We start from the raw sequence: 15,186 nt of genomic DNA, 5'->3' as shown, positions 1-15,186 counted from the left end.
TTGTCGTGCTGTCCTCATAGATCATGCCCCCGATTGTCGCAAGATCGCGTTGAGGCCTTGCTCTTGGCGGCACAGAGTTGCATATCAGGGTCAAACGCAACGTATTCTGAGGGGACAGGCCCGATGACCACCTTCGACGATCGCGAAAACGCTTTCGAAAACAAATTCGCCCATGACGAGGAAATGAAATTCCGCGCTCAGGCGCGCTGCAACAAATTGCTCGGCCTGTGGGCCGCCGAATTACTTGGCAAAACCGGCGAAGATGCCCAGACCTACGCAAAGGAAGTCGTGATCGCCGATTTCGAAGAAGCCGGCCACGAGGACGTGGTGCGCAAGGTCGCGAACGATCTGGGCGATCTGGCCGATGCCGACACGATCCGCGGCAAGATGGCCGAACTGCTGCGCGTCGCCAAGGAACAACTCGTCAACGAAGCCTGAGCTTCGGCCTGACCACCCGTTTCATCGCAGGCGCGTCCGCTCAGGGCGCGCCTTTTTCTTGTGCGGTTTTGCCAATCGGCCGGTGAATGCGAATGAATTTCACGAAACAGTTGAGCAATATGAATTTGCGCCCATCTGCTATACATGCCACATCGGCCCGTGACTGACCAAGGAGTTCCCATGACCAACGCCCTGTCCAAACTGCTGCAAACCCGTGACTGGCTTCTGGCCGATGGCGCAACGGGCACCAACCTGTTCAACATGGGCCTGGAATCGGGCGATGCGCCCGAACTCTGGAACGACATGCACCCGGAACGGATCACGAAACTCTATTCGATGGCCGTGGATGCCGGCAGCGACATCTTTCTGACCAATTCGTTCGGCGGCAATGCCGCACGCCTGAAACTGCATGGCGCCGAAAAGCGCGCCCGCGAGTTGTCACGCATCTCTGCCGAAATCGGTCGTGACGTGGCGGACAGCCGGGACCGCCCGATTGTCGTCGCCGGGTCCGTCGGCCCGACGGGCGAGATCATGGCCCCGATGGGGGCGCTGACCCATGAACTGGCGGTGGAAATCTTTCACGAGCAAGCCGACGGGCTGAAAGAAGGCGGTGCAGATGTGCTGTGGCTTGAAACCATTTCCGCCCCCGAAGAATACAAGGCCGCCGCCGAGGCGTTCGAACTGGCAGGCATGCCATGGTGCGGCACCATGAGTTTCGATACCGCCGGGCGCACCATGATGGGTATGACCTCGGCCGATATGGTAAACATGGTCGATGGTCTGGCCAATCCGCCGCTGGCCTTCGGCGCGAATTGCGGCGTCGGGGCCTCTGATCTGCTGCGCACCGTTCTCGGGTTTGCCGCGCAGGGTGCGGAACGTCCGATCATCGCCAAGGGCAATGCCGGCATTCCCAAATACGTCGATGGGCATATCCATTACGACGGCACCCCCGACCTGATGGCGGATTACGCCGTTCTGGCCCGCGATTGCGGCGCCACGATCATCGGCGGTTGCTGCGGAACCACGCCCGAACACCTCGAGAAAATGCACGCGGCATTGACGACCCGCCCACGCGGTGAACGCCCGACGCTGGAACAGATTGCCGAGGCGCTCGGCCCGTTCTCGTCCGCAGCGGACGGCACCGGCGACGAGGATGACGCCCCCAAACGCCGCACACGCCGCCGCCGCGGCTGACAAGACATCCGGCGGCCTTCAGAACAGCGACAACTGATCCCCCGGTCGCACCGGGGGATCGAACAGATCGCAACGCAGCGCAGGTTGCCTCGCATCCAGCCCTAACCGGCGCGCAGCCAAGGCGAAGCGATGCGCGATCATCTGGGCATAAGGCCCCTGCCCCCGCATCCTGCGCCCCCATTGCGGATCGTAGTCGCGCCCGCCCTGCATCTGTCGCACGAGGCCCATCACCCGCGCGGCACGAGCCGGATAATGGGCCTCCAACCATTCGCGAAACAGCGGCGCAACCTCGAGCGGCAGTCTCAACATGATCCAGCTTGCGGCCTGCGCACCCGCCTCCTGTCCGGCTGTCAGTATTGTCTCGAGTTCATGATCGGTCAGCCCCGGAACGACAGGAGAGGCCATCACCCGTACCGGCACCCCCGCCCCCGCAACACGCCGGATCGTCTCCAGCCGCCTGAGCGGCGCGGGCGCGCGCGGCTCCATTCTCCGCGACACCCCGGCATCCAGTGTCGTCACCGAAATACCGACTCGCACCAAGCCATGGACCGCCATATCCGACAGGATGTCGATATCCCGCTCGATCAGGGTGCCTTTGGTGACGATGGCGACGGGATGGCGAAACGCGCGCAATACCTGTAAACAGCCGCGCATGATTTCATGCCGCTGTTCGATCGGCTGATACGGGTCGGTGTTGGTTCCGATCGCGATCGGGGCGACACGATAGCCGGGCTTTCGCAGTTCCCGCTCTAGTATCGCAGGCGCATCCGGCCGCGCAATCAGCCGGGTTTCGAAATCCAGCCCAGCCGACAATCCCAGCCAGGCATGGCTGGGCCGTGCAAAACAATAAATACAACCGTGTTCGCATCCCCGATACGGGTTGATCGACCTGTCAAAAGGAAGATCGGGTGAGCGATTATAGGTGATCATCCGGCGCGGTCGCTCCTCGCTCACCACCGTCGCCGCCGTACGCTCCTCCGGCCTCTCATCGTCCCAGCCATCGGACTCATACATGCGCCGATGACGTTCGTACCTTCCCGCCGCGTTGCTGCACGCGCCCCGCGCACGTAGTTTCACGCCTTTGTCGATTGTCTGATCCGCGCACATGGTTCAAGATTGGTACAAATACGGAACACTTGCAAGAACCCCATATAGTTCATGCAATGTTTTCAGCATCAAACGACCGAAATCGTTGCTATAAGTCGGTACAAGATCGGTCAGTGTCGCAATTCGCAAAGTGGCGATGCGACAAATTGACGAAAGCTGAATGAAAGAAATCGCGCACACGCGCCCTTGCTCGGGAACCTCTGCAATGTCCGACGAAGAAGACATCATCCTGTCCGACCTAAGCGACGAAGAACTCGTCGAACAAATGTGGGACGATCTTTACGACGGCCTGAAGGAAGAGATCGAAGAAGGCGTCAACATCCTGCTGGAACGCGGATGGGCCCCCTACAAGATCCTGACCGAAGCCCTTGTCGGCGGCATGACCATCGTGGGCAAGGATTTCCGCGACGGCATCCTGTTCGTCCCCGAAGTGCTTCTGGCGGCCAACGCCATGAAGGGCGGCATGGCCATCCTCAAGCCGCTTCTGGCCGAAACCGGCGCACCGCGCATGGGCTCCATGGTGATCGGCACGGTCAAGGGCGATATCCACGACATCGGCAAGAACTTGGTGTCGATGATGATGGAGGGCGCCGGTTTCGAAGTCGTCGATCTGGGAATCAACAACCCGGTCGAGAATTACCTCGAAGCCCTCGAAGAACACAAACCCGACATCCTTGGCATGTCCGCCCTGCTGACAACGACCATGCCCTATATGAAAGTCGTGATCGACACGATGGTGGAACAGGGCCTGCGTGACGACTATATCGTGTTTGTCGGTGGCGCGCCGCTCAACGAGGAGTTCGGCAAGGCCATCGGTGCCGACGCCTATTGCCGCGATGCCGCCGTTGCCGTGGAAATGGCCAAGGACTACGTCCAGCGCAAGCACAACCAGGGCGTTGCAACCTGATCCGTTTCGTCAGGGACAGATTTGCAGCGGCCCGCATCGCGGGCCGTTTGCCGTTTAAGGGACCACCCCGGGAAGAAAACGATGACCACCCTGCCCAGTGACACCACGCTCACCGAATCCGGTCTCGATCTGCGCAGCGGGCAGAAACGCGTTCTCCTGATTGCCTGCGGGGCGCTCGCGCGGGAAATCCTCGCCCTGATCAAGGCCAATGGCTGGGATCACATGGACCTGCAATGCCTGCCCGCCAATCTGCATCTCTACCCTGACCGGATCGTTACTGCGGTCGAGCAGGCAGTGGAACGCAACCGGGATCGCTATCAGCGGATATTCGTGGTCTACGCCGATTGCGGAACCGGCGGGCAACTTCAGGCCAAATGCGCCGATCTGGGCGTCGAAATGGTTGAAGGCCCGCATTGCTACTCCTTTTTCGAAGGCAATGCGGCCTTTGCCGCCCATGGCGATGACGAAACGACCGCGTTTTACCTCACCGACTTTCTGGTCAAACAATTCGACGCTTTCGTCTGGAAACCCATGGGTCTGGACCGTCACCCCGAATTGCGGGACATGCTGTTCGGCAATTACACCAAGCTGGTCTACCAGGCGCAGGTCGAAGACCCGGCCCTGAAAGCCAAGGCTCAAGACTGCGCCGAGCGTCTCGGCCTTGCGTTCGAATACCGTTTCACTGGCTATGGCGATCTGGAAGGCGCGCTGAAAGCCCAGTCAGACAGAGCCTGATCCCTTCTTCTTGCCCAAAACATCCCGGGGAGTTTGAGGGGCAGCGCCCCTCATTCAACCATACTGCGCGGCAACGCCGCACACTTCAGGGCCCGCGCGTTCAGGCCGCCTCGGAGGCGACCAGGCGAATCCGTTCGATCATCGCCCGCACACCGTTCGAGCGCTGCGCCGAAAGGTGATCATTCAGACCCAGCCGGGCCAGTTCCGCCTGTGCATCGACCTGCCCCACCTGTGCCACCGGCAGATCGTTATACAGCGCGCGCAGCACCGCGATCAGGCCGCGCACGATCATGGCGTCGCTGTCGCCGTCGAAGCCGAACCGTCCGTCTTCGATCCGCGGATGCAGCCACACCTGACTGGCGCAGCCATCCACCTTGGTCGCGGGCACCTTCAGGGCATCGTCCAGAGGCTCCATCGCGCGTCCCTTGTCGATGACATAGCGATAGCGGTCTTCCCACTCGTCCAGAAACTCGAAATCCGCGACGATATCCTCGAAGGCTTCAGTTGCCATGATCTGCTCCTGCTGCTGTGCCCATGACCTAGGCGGGCGCATCCCGAAGGTCCAGCCCCAGCTTGCACCTTTTCAACTCGGTTCGGATAAGGTAACCGGGAAGAAAGGAAAAGGGGCGGTCCAAATGCGGAAATCAGTTGCGGTTCTTGTGATCCTTTCGATGACTCTTGCGGGATGCGGCGGCTGGCGCGACTCGCGAATGAATCCGGGGAACTGGTTCGGCAAAAGCCGCGCCGAAGCCCGCACGCAAACCCAAACCCCGGCCCAGACCAATCCGCTGATCCCCGAAGAGACCAGCATCTTCCGCCGTAGCCGGAAGGAAGAGGTCTATCTCGGCACGCCCGTCGATCAGATCGTCGCCATGAGCGTCGAGCGCACCTCGGCCGGCGCGATCATCAAGGCCACAGGGCAGACCGTGCGACAGGGCGCATTCGACGTGCGCCTCGTATCGGAAACGGACGGCGAGCCTGTGGATGGCGTTCTGACCCTTGAAATGAAGGCCGTTCAGCCCGTGAACATGCCACAGGGCGCTGAACGGGTGCGCCGGGCGACAGCCGGGTATTTCGTAACCAATCAGGATCTGGCCGGCATCCAAACCATCCGCGTTCTGGCGGCGCGCAACGCGCACTCGACACGCCGCTGATCGCATGCGCGCCCGCTATGGCGGGCGCGCCGGTTACAGGTCGATGGTGCGAATATCGTTGCCCTTTGCCGTCAGGGCGATCTTTCCATCGCACAGGCGCAGGGCATCGCCACCGAAAACATCGCGCCGCCATCCCGCCAGCGCAGGCAAATCCCGCTCACCGGAGGCGATCGAATCCAGATCGGCCGCCGAGGCGATCAGTTTAGGGGCCACACCGAAAGATTCGCTCTTGGCTTTCAGAAGCACGCGCAACAGATCGGCCAACGCGGGGTTCACCTGCGTCTTCGAGCGGGATTTATCGACTTTCGGCATGTCCTCGGCAGGGCAGTCCAGACCGTCCTGCACGGCCTTGAGGATACCTTCGGCGATATCCCCCTTGCGCGCCTCGCGCAGCAAAAGCCTCGACCGTCCGAGATCGTTGTGCGTGGCCGGTTTGGTCGAGGCCAGTTCGACCAGCGCATCGTCCTTGAACACCCTGTTGCGCGGGATATCGCGCCCCTGCGCATAGCTTTCACGAAACTTCGCCAGTTCCCGCACGACCGCAAGAAACCGTCCCGACGCGTTGCGTGTCTTGACCCGTTTCCACGCCTCTTCGGGTTTGACGATATAGGTTTCGGGCGCGGTTAGTGTCCTGACTTCCTCGGCGACCCACTGCTCGCGGCCCGTTTCCTTCAGTTTCGCCGACAGGAACTCGTAGATATCCCGCAGATGCGTCACATCGGCCAGCGCATAGGTTTTCTGCGCCTCGGTCAGCGGACGGCGGGACCAGTCGGTAAACCGCGAGGTCTTGTCCAGAGGCTGCCGGGCGATCTTGCGCACCAGCGTTTCGTAACCCACCTGCTCGCCGAAGCCGCAGACCATCGCCGCCACCTGCGTGTCGAACATCGGATCGGGAATGACTCCCGCATCGACAAAGAAAATCTCCAGGTCCTGACGCGCCGCATGCAGTACCTTGACCACAGAGGTATCCCGGAAAAGATCGTATAGCGGATCAAGCTCCAGACCGTTTTCCAGCGGATCGACCAGAACCGCATCCTCGGGCCCGTCGCCAGGTATGGCCAACTGGATCAGGCAAAGCTTGGAAAAATAGGTGCGCTCACGCAGAAATTCGGTGTCCACGGTGACATAATCGAAATTGCGGGCGCGAGAGCAAAAGGCGTCAAGGTCTTGGGTGGTCGTGATGGTTTTCATGAAAGAGTTTCTTCAGTCTTGTTCCGGCGATCCATTCCCTATGGGGGAAACAGGCCATTGATGCAAACAGCTTGCCCGTTCAGGGCAGCATGACAGGCCGCCGGTCAGCCCCGGCATAGCGCCGCAGGACTGCGGGATAAAGCCGGTGCTCCTGCACCAGAACGCGCTTGGCCAGAAGGTCGGGCGTGTCCTCCGGCAACACCGGAACCCGCGCCTGACCGAGGATCGGACCGTCATCCAGTTCCGCCGTCACTTCGTGGACGGTGCACCCGGCCTCGGCATCGCCCGCCTCGATGGCGCGGGCATGGGTGTTCAACCCCTTGTATTTCGGCAAAAGCGACGGATGGATGTTCAGCATACGGCCCTGCCAATGCTGCACGAAACCCGCCGTCAGAACCCGCATGAACCCTGCCAGACAGATGATATCGGGCGCGTGGCGTTCCAGTTCGGCCTGCAAGGCGGCCTCGAACGCGGGGCGATCGCCCTTGAACGGGCGGTGATCGACAACCGCCGTGGCGACACCGCGCGCGCGCGCCTTTTCAAGCCCGCCGGCCTGCGGATTGTTCGACAGCACCAGAACCGGCCGTGCCGGGTGATCGCCCGTCATGCTGTCCAGCAGCGAAACCATGTTGGACCCGCTGCCGGAAATCAGGATGGCAACGCGTTTGCTCACGCAAGCGACCCCGTATAGCTGACCCCTTGCCCGGCCACCACATGGCCAAGGCGGCTGACGGTTTCGCCCTCGGCCTCAAGCAAGGCTTGCAGGTCGTCGGCGCGATCCGCAGCGACCGACAGGATCATGCCGATTCCGCAGTTGAACGTCTTGAGCAACTCACCCTCGGCCATGCCACCCTGTTCGCGCAACCACTTGAAAACAGGTGGCAATTCCCAGGCCCCCAGGTTGACCTCGGCCCCCATGCCCTCGGGCAGGACGCGCGGTAGGTTCTCGGTCAGCCCGCCGCCGGTGATATGGGCCAGCGCATGAACGCCCCCGGCGCGAACCGCCGCCAGCGACTGGCGCACATAGAGCCGCGTGGGCGTCAGCAGGGCGGCGCCAAGCGTCCCTTCGGCCCAGGGGCAATCGGCCTGCCAATCGAGGCCCGACATCTCGACGAGCTTGCGCACAAGGCTGTATCCGTTGGAATGCACCCCGTCACTGGCCAGCCCCAGCAGAACGTCGCCCTCGGTCACATCTGCGGGCAAGTCCGTGCCGCGTTCCATCGCGCCCACGGCAAAGCCCGCCAGATCGAAATCGCCTTCGGGATACATGCCCGGCATCTCGGCGGTTTCGCCGCCGATCAGGGCACAGCCGGCCCGAACGCACCCCTCGGCGATCCCTTCGACGATACGCGCGGCGGTGTCCGTCTCGAGCTTGCCGGTCGCGAAATAATCGAGGAAAAACAAAGGCTCAGCGCCTTGGCATACCAGATCGTTGACGCACATCGCCACAAGGTCGATGCCCACGCCGTCGACGTTTCCGGTGTCGATCGCGATGCGCAGCTTGGTGCCGACGCCATCGGTTGCGCCCACGAGGATCGGATCGCTGTATCCGGCGGCCTTGAGATCGAACAAGGCCCCGAACCCGCCAAGCCCCGACATCACCCCCGAACGCGTCGTCCGTTTGGCCGCTGGCTTGATCCGCTCGACCAGAGCGTTGCCCGCGTCGATATCCACCCCCGCATCCGAGTAGGTGATCCCGTTCTTGCCGCTGTTCATGCCATCGCCCTTTCCCGCGCCGTGCTGGCGCGGAGTTACCCCAACCGGAGACCGAAGAAAAGCGCCTAGCGCCGCCGACTCCCCCGAATCATGCTTAAAATCCTGATCCGGCGGGAAAACCGGGCTTCGGCAGCGCGTCGGTATCACGTCGGTATCGCATCGGTGCGCCGGTCGGTCGGAACCGCGGTTAACAAAGCGCACGGCTCTCACCCGCTTGACCGCCCCCCACCATCTGCTAGAGACAGTCTCAGGTCGGGCCTGTAGCTCAATTGGTTAGAGCAGAGCGCTCATAACGCTTTGGTTGGGGGTTCGAGTCCCTCCGGGCCTACCAGATTTCTGAAAATCACGTCGTGCCGTTTCAGCGTCCCGGCTTACCGCGCAATCACGATATCGGCGCGCAGGCCGCCCAGACGGGTGCTTTCCCCAAGGCGCAGCGTCCCGCCATGCGCCCGCGCGATATCGAGGGCGATCGACAGGCCCAGCCCCACGCCGGTCCCCTTGTTCTGGTTGCGGGCGGGTTCGAGCCGGGCAAAGGGCTTGGTCGCCTCCTCGCGGCGCTCGGGGGGAATGCCGGGGCCGTCATCCTCGACGCGGATGCGCAGGGTCTTGTTCGTCAGCAAAACCGATACCTCGGCCCGGCTGCCATAGCGCACGGCATTGTTGATCAGGTTCTCCACCGCGCGCCGAATGGCCCCCTCGCGTAACATCACCGTCCCCTCGCCCTTCACCTCGCGCAGTTCCGCGGCGATATTGGCGCGCTGGCAATCCTCGACGATCCGGCGCACCAGATCCGCCGGGTCCACAGGCTCGGCCTGCCCCTCCTGCGCGCCGCGCGCAAAGGCCAGGAATTCGTCCAGCAGGCGCTCCATATCGGCCACGTCCTGCTCCATCGGGCCGCGATCCTCGTCCTCCAGCATCGACAGGCTCAGCTTCAGCCGTGTCAGCGGGGTGCGCATGTCATGGCTGACCCCCGAGAGCATCAATGTCCGCTGCTCGATCTGGCGCTCGATCCGGGCGCGCATGTCCAGAAACGCATGCCCCGCCGCCCGGACCTCGACCGCTCCGGCAGGCCGGTAGGAGACATGCCGCCCCCGGCCAAAGGCCTCGGCGGCGCGCGCCAGCCGCGTGATCGGACGCAACTGATTGCGTAGATACAAAAAAGCGATCACCGTCATCAACGCCCCGAAGAACACCATATTGACGAACATCTGGTGCGCGTTGGGGGCCGATACCCTCTTGCGGTCGAATGTCAGCCGCCAGAGCCCGTCGGGCTGGCGCATGTAAAGATGCACGAAATGATCGTTCGGTAGTTCCATGACCTCCAGTTCCGGCAACAGGTTGCTCAACTCCCGGATCACGATGATCCCCGTGAAATCGTACCACCGGCGCAGATTTTCCCTGGGCACCGCGGCCGGCGAAGCCGGCATCACCCCGATCTGCAGGATTCTGGCCATCGGGCTGCGCGCCACCTCCTCGGCGGACAGGCCGCTGTCGAGAATCAAATTGACTTCACGGCTGACCGCATGGGTCATCTGCCTGGTCACGCCCTCGAAATGGCGTTGGGTAAAGACCACCGCCACCACCAGAAACAGGCTGACAACCGGCAAAAGCAGGATCAGGATGGCCCGCCCATACAGGCTGCGCGGCGTATATGATTTGAGCCACCGGAACGACATGCGCTAAACCTAGCCTCACGTCACGACGGAAGGAAGGCCCATGACATCCGAATCCCGATTCGATCCGCCCCCCGGACAACCCGAAGACATGGGGCGCGGCATCCGCCGCATCCTGGCGCCCAACCCCTCGCCGATGACCTTCCGGGGCACCAATACCTACCTGCTGGGCGAAACCGGGTTGGCGGTGATCGACCCCGGCCCCGACGATGATGCCCATCTTCGGGCGATTCTCGATGCGGTCCGCCCTGGCCAGCGCATCACGCATATCTTCGTGACCCATGCGCATCTGGATCACTCGCCGCTGGCGGCACGGCTTGCCACCGCCACGGGCGCCCCGGTGCTGGCCTACGGGCCCGCCACCGCCGGGCGCAGCGCAGTCATGGAACAACTGGTGGCCTCGGGGCTCAGCGACGGCGGAGAAGGTATCGACCACGCCTTTGCCCCCGATCGGGTATTGGCCGACGCGCAGATCGTCGAGGGCGAGGGCTGGCAGATCACCGCCCACTGGACACCGGGGCATCTGGGCAATCACATGTGTTTCGCCGCTCGCGACGTGATCTTTACCGGCGATCTGGTCATGGGCTGGGCCAGTTCGCTCATCTCGCCCCCCGATGGCGACCTGACCGATTTCATGCGCTCCTGCGCCCGCTTGCGCGAATTGCCTGCGGACCTGTTCCATTCGGGGCACGGTGCCCCGATCGAAGATCCCCATGCGCGCCTGGACTGGCTGATCTCTCACCGTCGCGCGCGCGAGTCGGCCATTCTGGAGCAGTTGCGCAACGGCCCCGCCGACGCCCACAGCCTGGCCCGTGCCATCTATACCGACACGCCCGCCGCCTTGCTTCCTGCCGCAACGCGCAACGTTCTGGCGCATCTTATTGACCTGCAAGGAAAAAACATGGCCACCGCACTTGACCCGCTATCCGCCGAGGCCCGTTTCACCACCCGCGCAGACAGCCCGGCAGCCTCATGAAAATTTTGTCACAATAGCACTGGACGCGACAGAATCCTGTTGCTATATCGCCCCCGTGTTCCGGCGTAGCTCAGCGGTAGAGCAGTTGACTGTTAATCAATTGGTCGTAGGTTCGATCCCTACCGCCGGAGCCAAAACTTCCCTAAGCTACTGATTTCCAAGGAAATCACCGACGCGGAGTCGCAGATTCCGCCTCGTTTGCCCCGATAGTGCACGAATTGGTGCACAAATCGGTGCACAGATCCGTGCACGACCCGGTTCGCGTCCGACTCCACGATGCCCTGAAATCGCATCGGAGGCCGTCCGCCCATGACCGGAATCGCACATGTCCCCTATCTCGAGCACCGCAAGCCAAGCTTTCTCTACCGGCGCCGCATCCCCGCGCGCCTGTTACACCCAACCGCCAGGAATTCCGCGAGGTTTTTCCCGTCACGCAACACCAGTCCGGGATCCTGCCTGTGTGTGTCCCTGCGAACGCATGTCCCCGCCGATGCGAAGGCTCTCGCAAGCCGCCTGACGGCGCTCTGCGATTTCGCCTTCGCCCTGGCGATGGAGACGGACATGCAGCATCTGGGCGACACCGAGATCCGCCTTTTGGAAAACCTGGCCCGGTTTCAGGTCGAGGCCCACGCCGCCGCGCGGGCCCTCGCGGCCCCGCGGTCGGAGCAGGCGTCGCGACAGGCCGCCGCGTGCGAGCAGGCCACGCAGGATCTCCTGCGCCGCGCGCTGGCGACCGGCGACTGCGAAATCGCGCGGGACCCGCTTCGAGCCATGGCCGCGCAACTCGATGTCACGCTCGACGAATCCTGTGACAGCTGGCGCGTCCTCGCGTTCGAGGCCACGCGGGTCCTGCTCGATGTAAGCCGGGAACGCGAACGCCAGGAACTGGGACAGTTCGAAACGCCCAGCCCCATCTTCATCTCGGCCCGCACCACCGCCCCGCGCGCGCAGGGCATGCATGCCCCGGTCGGGATGGCCGCGGCGCCGGCGGCCCCTGCCCCAGTCAGAAGCGCGATGGGTCCCGCAGCAGCCGCACCGGTTGCGGCGCCCCTCGCAGAGTTCACACGCGGTGCGCCGTCTGCGCCCGCATCACACCCCACCCCATCAGGAAAGGACAAAACGATGGAATTCACTACAGACACGCAAGCAAGCCTCACCGTTGGTTCGACATCCGGCGACGCCAGCGTCGGGCACCATCATTGTGCGGCTGACGCGCCCGCGATGCCGCTCGCGCCGGCTTCGGCTGCGGCCACGCGATCCGATGCCGCAACCGACAGGCCGAAAGCCTCGATCTCGGCGCCGGCATCCGATCCGGACAGCGCGCAGGTTTACGAGGCGGGCGGATGGACCGGTCTCGACGCGGACACCGCGCGCCGCGTCAAAATGCGCCCGCCGCGCCTCGAGAACATCGACCTGCGGGTTCTGAGCGAAAAAAGCCGGAAGGCCCTCGAAAAACCGCGCGGCATCGAGCTGGAGGAGGCGATCGACCTCTTCTGCGAACTCAAATGCGCGGGTTACGGCTCTGATTTCACCAGGGAACAGGTGGCCAATCCAGCAGCCGGAAAGGACTGGGAACGCGACAATGGGAGCAAGCCGAAATTTGCCCGGAAATTCTGGCCGGAGTTCCTCGGCACCGGCCCGGTGGAGCAGATAGAAAAGAATGATCTCCGCGACGCGTTGGCAATCCTGCCGCGTATCCCCGCCAAGCACGGCAAGGGCCAGGCGAAATACCTCGCCGATAACGGCTACCAGGAGCTTGTCGAACGCATCGACTCGGAAGAAGAATCCGATACAATTGCCAATCTCGAGGCGCTCGAAGCGCGTGCGAACGTGACCGAGGCGGACCGCGAGAAAGCGCGGAGCGAGGCGCTGCAGAAGCGGCTGCGCTCGGAAACTCAGGTCAAGCATCGCCGGTTTCTGCTCTCCGTGGGCACGATGTGCATGGATCTGCAACTCGTCGCCAAGAACCCGTTCGAGATACTCTCGGTCTCAAACGATGACAAAAAGCGCATGGCGGCTTCCGAAGAAAAACGCGCCCGGACCGTCTGGGACGATCGGATCTACACCCTGTTCACCTCGCCGGTGTTCCAGGGCGAAATTGACGAGCCTGGTGAGCCGCTCTTCTGGCTGCCGCTTCTCGCGCGGCTCATGGGGCTGCGCGAAGAGGAGGCTGCACAATTGTCGCCCGATGATTTCGGCAGCGACGGCGGGATCCACTTCATCGACATCAAATGCACCGATGCCAATCACGTGAAAACGTCGGAGTCGAATCGCCGCATTCCTGTCCACCCACAGTTGATCGAGCTTGGCCTCCTCGAGCTTGTCGAGATGCGCCGCCGGCAGAACCAGAGCCGCCTCTTCCCATACATGACGCGCGGGAAGACCAAGGGCAAGTTCTCCGAGAATTTCTCGAAGACCTTCACCTATTACCGCCAGACCAATGATTGCTACTGGCCCGGCCGCGATTTCCACGCCTTGCGGACGACCTTCCACGGCGACCTCATGAACCGGGACAAATCGGACGAGATTCGCTGCCGCCTGATGGGTCATGAGGCGCGCGATGAGGGCGCACGAAGCTACGACCAGGGTCTCGGCCTCCAGGTGCTCTACGAGCGGATCTGCGATGTCGAGGTCGACATCTCGATGATCGTCAGCCCCTTCGCGTCAGCCCCCTCCGAGACGCAGAAACGCGCCATGGCGCAAGGGCTTAGCGTCGTCTGATTGTGGACCCCGTGCGACGGCTGGAGCCGCCGTCGCACGGGGCCTGCGCTCAGAGCAGCCTGCGCAAGGTCTGCTCGGCCCGGAGCCGGTCGCGCGCGGCGTCGCGCGCGGCGATCAGCGCCTCGCAACGGCGCAGAACCGGGAGCAGGGCCGCTCCACGGTCGCTCAAGACCGGGATTTCGCGGACAACGCCTACATCCCCTCCCTCCGGATCGTGGTGGCCGTCGAATACCCGTCGGTATCCGACCTTTTCTGTGGCGATCGCATCTGACAAATGCGCATGAAGCGCCTGCAATCCTCCGTCGAGATCGTCGCGCAGAACGTTGCCGGCCTCCAGCCCCTGCAGGATGCGCGCGGCAGTTGCGGTCTCTCGCGTCGTCCTGCCACAATTGACGCCACGGGCGGTCGCGCAGAGCAGGCGCGCCTGCCTTACGGCAATCGTAAGAAGGTCTTCGAGAGTTGTATCCTCTGTATGCATGATCTGTCCTTTCTCGGACGACCGAGCGGAATGCCCGGTCTTCAGACCTGACGCCGAGGTGGGAGCCAGGGGCATTGATCACGCCAGGGGTTGATACGCCGCGTGGTCGCCACAAGACAGCGCTTCGGCGAGGGACTGCAAGCGGTCGTGAAGCTGCTGGATATCCTGAGCGCGAGGATCCACAGGATCCAGTCGGAGGCATCGGGAGGACGCGCCACCCTCCGAGTCGTGTTCAATACAAGCACGCAAGAGTGCGAGAAACGCCCAGACCTCGCGCTGGCAGACACGCGGCGGCAAAGCGTCGTCGGCGACATCACCGCAGAACTGGATCGCACGCTGCGCCCATTGCGGCCCGCCGAGGAATCCGGCGGCGTTCTCGAGCGCAACCCCGTACTCTTTGAGAAAGGCGCGCAGGCCTGGCACGAGATCCTTCCTGCCGATGTCCGCTGATTTTGTGTTTGAGTGAGTATCGATCATGTGTCTCCTATCGACCTGCCCTTCGTGGCAGTGTCAGCCCGCCATGGCCTCCATTCATCTGTTGGCGGGGATACGGGGACCACCGGCTGTCGTGAGAGCAACAGGATTGGAAATCTGCCGGCAGTCCGGGCGAGCGCCGCGAGGGTGGTTCGCGCGCTCTCGCAAAGAAGAGCGCGCGAACTGTTGATTTCCGCTGAGAAGTGACCCGGTAGCTCACCAAATTTCCACTGAGAATTGACCCATGTGAACACGTTGCCCTGACGGATTCGGTCGGGAAGAAGAGCGCGCGAACTGTTGATTTCCGCTGAGAAGTGACCCGGTAGCTCACCAAATTTCCACTGAGAATTGACCCATGTGAACACGTTGCCCTGACGGATTCGGTCGGGGAGATATGGAGTGATCGACATGGGATTTTTGAG

At 62.7% G+C, this 15,186-nt stretch carries 15 protein-coding genes and 2 tRNA genes; 10 read left to right on the top strand and 7 right to left on the bottom strand.

All coding sequences use genetic code 11. From position 1 onward, the window contains the following. Positions 1-123 precede the first annotated feature (123 nt). Positions 124-438 carry a DUF1476 domain-containing protein gene (locus tag KPG71_RS06065; RefSeq protein WP_216337238.1) on the top strand — a complete coding sequence of 105 codons (315 nt, stop codon included), beginning with the start codon at positions 124-126 and terminating at the stop codon, positions 436-438. Between the two features lie 180 nt (positions 439-618). Beyond that, positions 619-1,632, top strand: a complete 1,014-nt coding sequence (gene bmt, locus KPG71_RS06060; RefSeq protein ID WP_073031922.1) for a betaine--homocysteine S-methyltransferase — start codon at positions 619-621, stop codon at positions 1,630-1,632. An 18-nt stretch (positions 1,633-1,650) separates the two neighbouring features. Here bmt and KPG71_RS06055 read toward each other — a convergent pair whose 3' ends face one another. Then, complete coding sequence (locus tag KPG71_RS06055) at positions 1,651-2,739, bottom strand: PA0069 family radical SAM protein (protein WP_216337237.1); 1,089 nt, start codon at positions 2,737-2,739, stop codon at positions 1,651-1,653. A 205-nt stretch (positions 2,740-2,944) separates the two neighbouring features. Between KPG71_RS06055 and KPG71_RS06050 the strand changes: the two genes are divergently transcribed. Together KPG71_RS06050 and KPG71_RS06045 are read left to right on the top strand one after the other, a co-directional pair. Next, positions 2,945-3,646, top strand: a complete 702-nt coding sequence (locus KPG71_RS06050) for a B12-binding domain-containing protein (RefSeq protein WP_216337236.1) — start codon at positions 2,945-2,947, stop codon at positions 3,644-3,646. A gap of 81 nt (positions 3,647-3,727) precedes the next feature. Beyond that, positions 3,728-4,381 (top strand): DUF1638 domain-containing protein, encoded by a 654-nt coding sequence (locus KPG71_RS06045; RefSeq protein ID WP_216337235.1) that lies wholly within the window; start codon positions 3,728-3,730, stop codon positions 4,379-4,381. Positions 4,382-4,481: 100 nt separating this feature from the next. On the opposite strand, the gene KPG71_RS06040 is transcribed toward KPG71_RS06045, so the two are convergent. Next, complete coding sequence (locus KPG71_RS06040) at positions 4,482-4,892, bottom strand: SufE family protein (protein ID WP_073031928.1); 411 nt, start codon at positions 4,890-4,892, stop codon at positions 4,482-4,484. 124 nt (positions 4,893-5,016) lie between these two features. Here KPG71_RS06040 and KPG71_RS06035 point away from each other — a divergent pair, with 124 nt between their 5' ends. Continuing rightward, the gene (locus KPG71_RS06035) at positions 5,017-5,535 is read left to right on the top strand and encodes a hypothetical protein (RefSeq protein ID WP_216337234.1); all 519 of its coding nucleotides are present in this window, start codon (positions 5,017-5,019) and stop codon (positions 5,533-5,535) included. 33 nt (positions 5,536-5,568) lie between these two features. Here the strand turns inward: KPG71_RS06035 and rnd are convergent, their stop codons facing one another. The 3 genes from rnd to purM all read right to left on the bottom strand — a co-directional run bounded on the left by rnd (position 5,569) and on the right by purM (position 8,442). Next, positions 5,569-6,726, bottom strand: a complete 1,158-nt coding sequence (rnd, locus tag KPG71_RS06030; RefSeq protein WP_216337233.1) for a ribonuclease D — start codon at positions 6,724-6,726, stop codon at positions 5,569-5,571. Positions 6,727-6,805: 79 nt separating this feature from the next. Next, on the bottom strand, positions 6,806-7,399 hold the full coding sequence (gene purN / locus KPG71_RS06025; protein WP_216337232.1) for a phosphoribosylglycinamide formyltransferase: 594 nt from the start codon (positions 7,397-7,399) through the stop codon (positions 6,806-6,808). After that, positions 7,396-8,442 carry a phosphoribosylformylglycinamidine cyclo-ligase gene (purM, locus tag KPG71_RS06020; protein WP_216337231.1) on the bottom strand — a complete coding sequence of 349 codons (1,047 nt, stop codon included), beginning with the start codon at positions 8,440-8,442 and terminating at the stop codon, positions 7,396-7,398. The genes purN and purM overlap by 4 nt, the downstream gene beginning before the upstream one ends. 254 nt (positions 8,443-8,696) lie before the next feature. Here purM and KPG71_RS06015 point away from each other — a divergent pair. Further along, positions 8,697-8,773 (top strand) — tRNA-Ile (locus tag KPG71_RS06015). A gap of 40 nt (positions 8,774-8,813) precedes the next feature. Here the strand turns inward: KPG71_RS06015 and KPG71_RS06010 are convergent. After that, on the bottom strand, positions 8,814-10,118 hold the full coding sequence (locus KPG71_RS06010; RefSeq protein ID WP_216337230.1) for an ATP-binding protein: 1,305 nt from the start codon (positions 10,116-10,118) through the stop codon (positions 8,814-8,816). A 40-nt stretch (positions 10,119-10,158) separates the two neighbouring features. On the opposite strand from KPG71_RS06010, the gene KPG71_RS06005 reads away from it, so the two are divergent. The 3 genes from KPG71_RS06005 to KPG71_RS05995 all read left to right on the top strand — a co-directional run bounded on the left by KPG71_RS06005 (position 10,159) and on the right by KPG71_RS05995 (position 13,812). Continuing rightward, the gene (locus tag KPG71_RS06005) at positions 10,159-11,091 is read left to right on the top strand and encodes an MBL fold metallo-hydrolase (protein WP_216337229.1); all 933 of its coding nucleotides are present in this window, start codon (positions 10,159-10,161) and stop codon (positions 11,089-11,091) included. 59 nt (positions 11,092-11,150) lie between these two features. Continuing rightward, positions 11,151-11,225: transfer RNA gene (locus KPG71_RS06000), tRNA-Asn, on the top strand. A gap of 175 nt (positions 11,226-11,400) precedes the next feature. Further along, a complete protein-coding gene (locus KPG71_RS05995) occupies positions 11,401-13,812 on the top strand; it encodes a site-specific integrase (protein ID WP_216337228.1) in 2,412 nt (803 codons plus the stop codon). Positions 13,813-13,861: 49 nt separating this feature from the next. Here KPG71_RS05995 and KPG71_RS05990 read toward each other — a convergent pair whose 3' ends face one another. Further along, positions 13,862-14,290, bottom strand: coding sequence for a hypothetical protein (locus tag KPG71_RS05990; RefSeq protein ID WP_216337227.1), 429 nt, complete (start codon positions 14,288-14,290; stop codon positions 13,862-13,864). Between the two features lie 102 nt (positions 14,291-14,392). On the opposite strand from KPG71_RS05990, the gene KPG71_RS05985 reads away from it, so the two are divergent. After that, the gene (locus KPG71_RS05985) at positions 14,393-14,740 is read left to right on the top strand and encodes a hypothetical protein (protein WP_216337226.1); all 348 of its coding nucleotides are present in this window, start codon (positions 14,393-14,395) and stop codon (positions 14,738-14,740) included. The last annotated feature ends 446 nt before the right edge of the window (positions 14,741-15,186 follow it).

The organism is Roseovarius sp. PS-C2 (assembly GCF_018862045.1).
In the GTDB taxonomy this organism is placed as follows: domain Bacteria; phylum Pseudomonadota; class Alphaproteobacteria; order Rhodobacterales; family Rhodobacteraceae; genus Roseovarius.
Note: the sequence above shows the minus strand (reverse complement) of the source record. Positions and strands in the feature narration are given on the sequence as shown.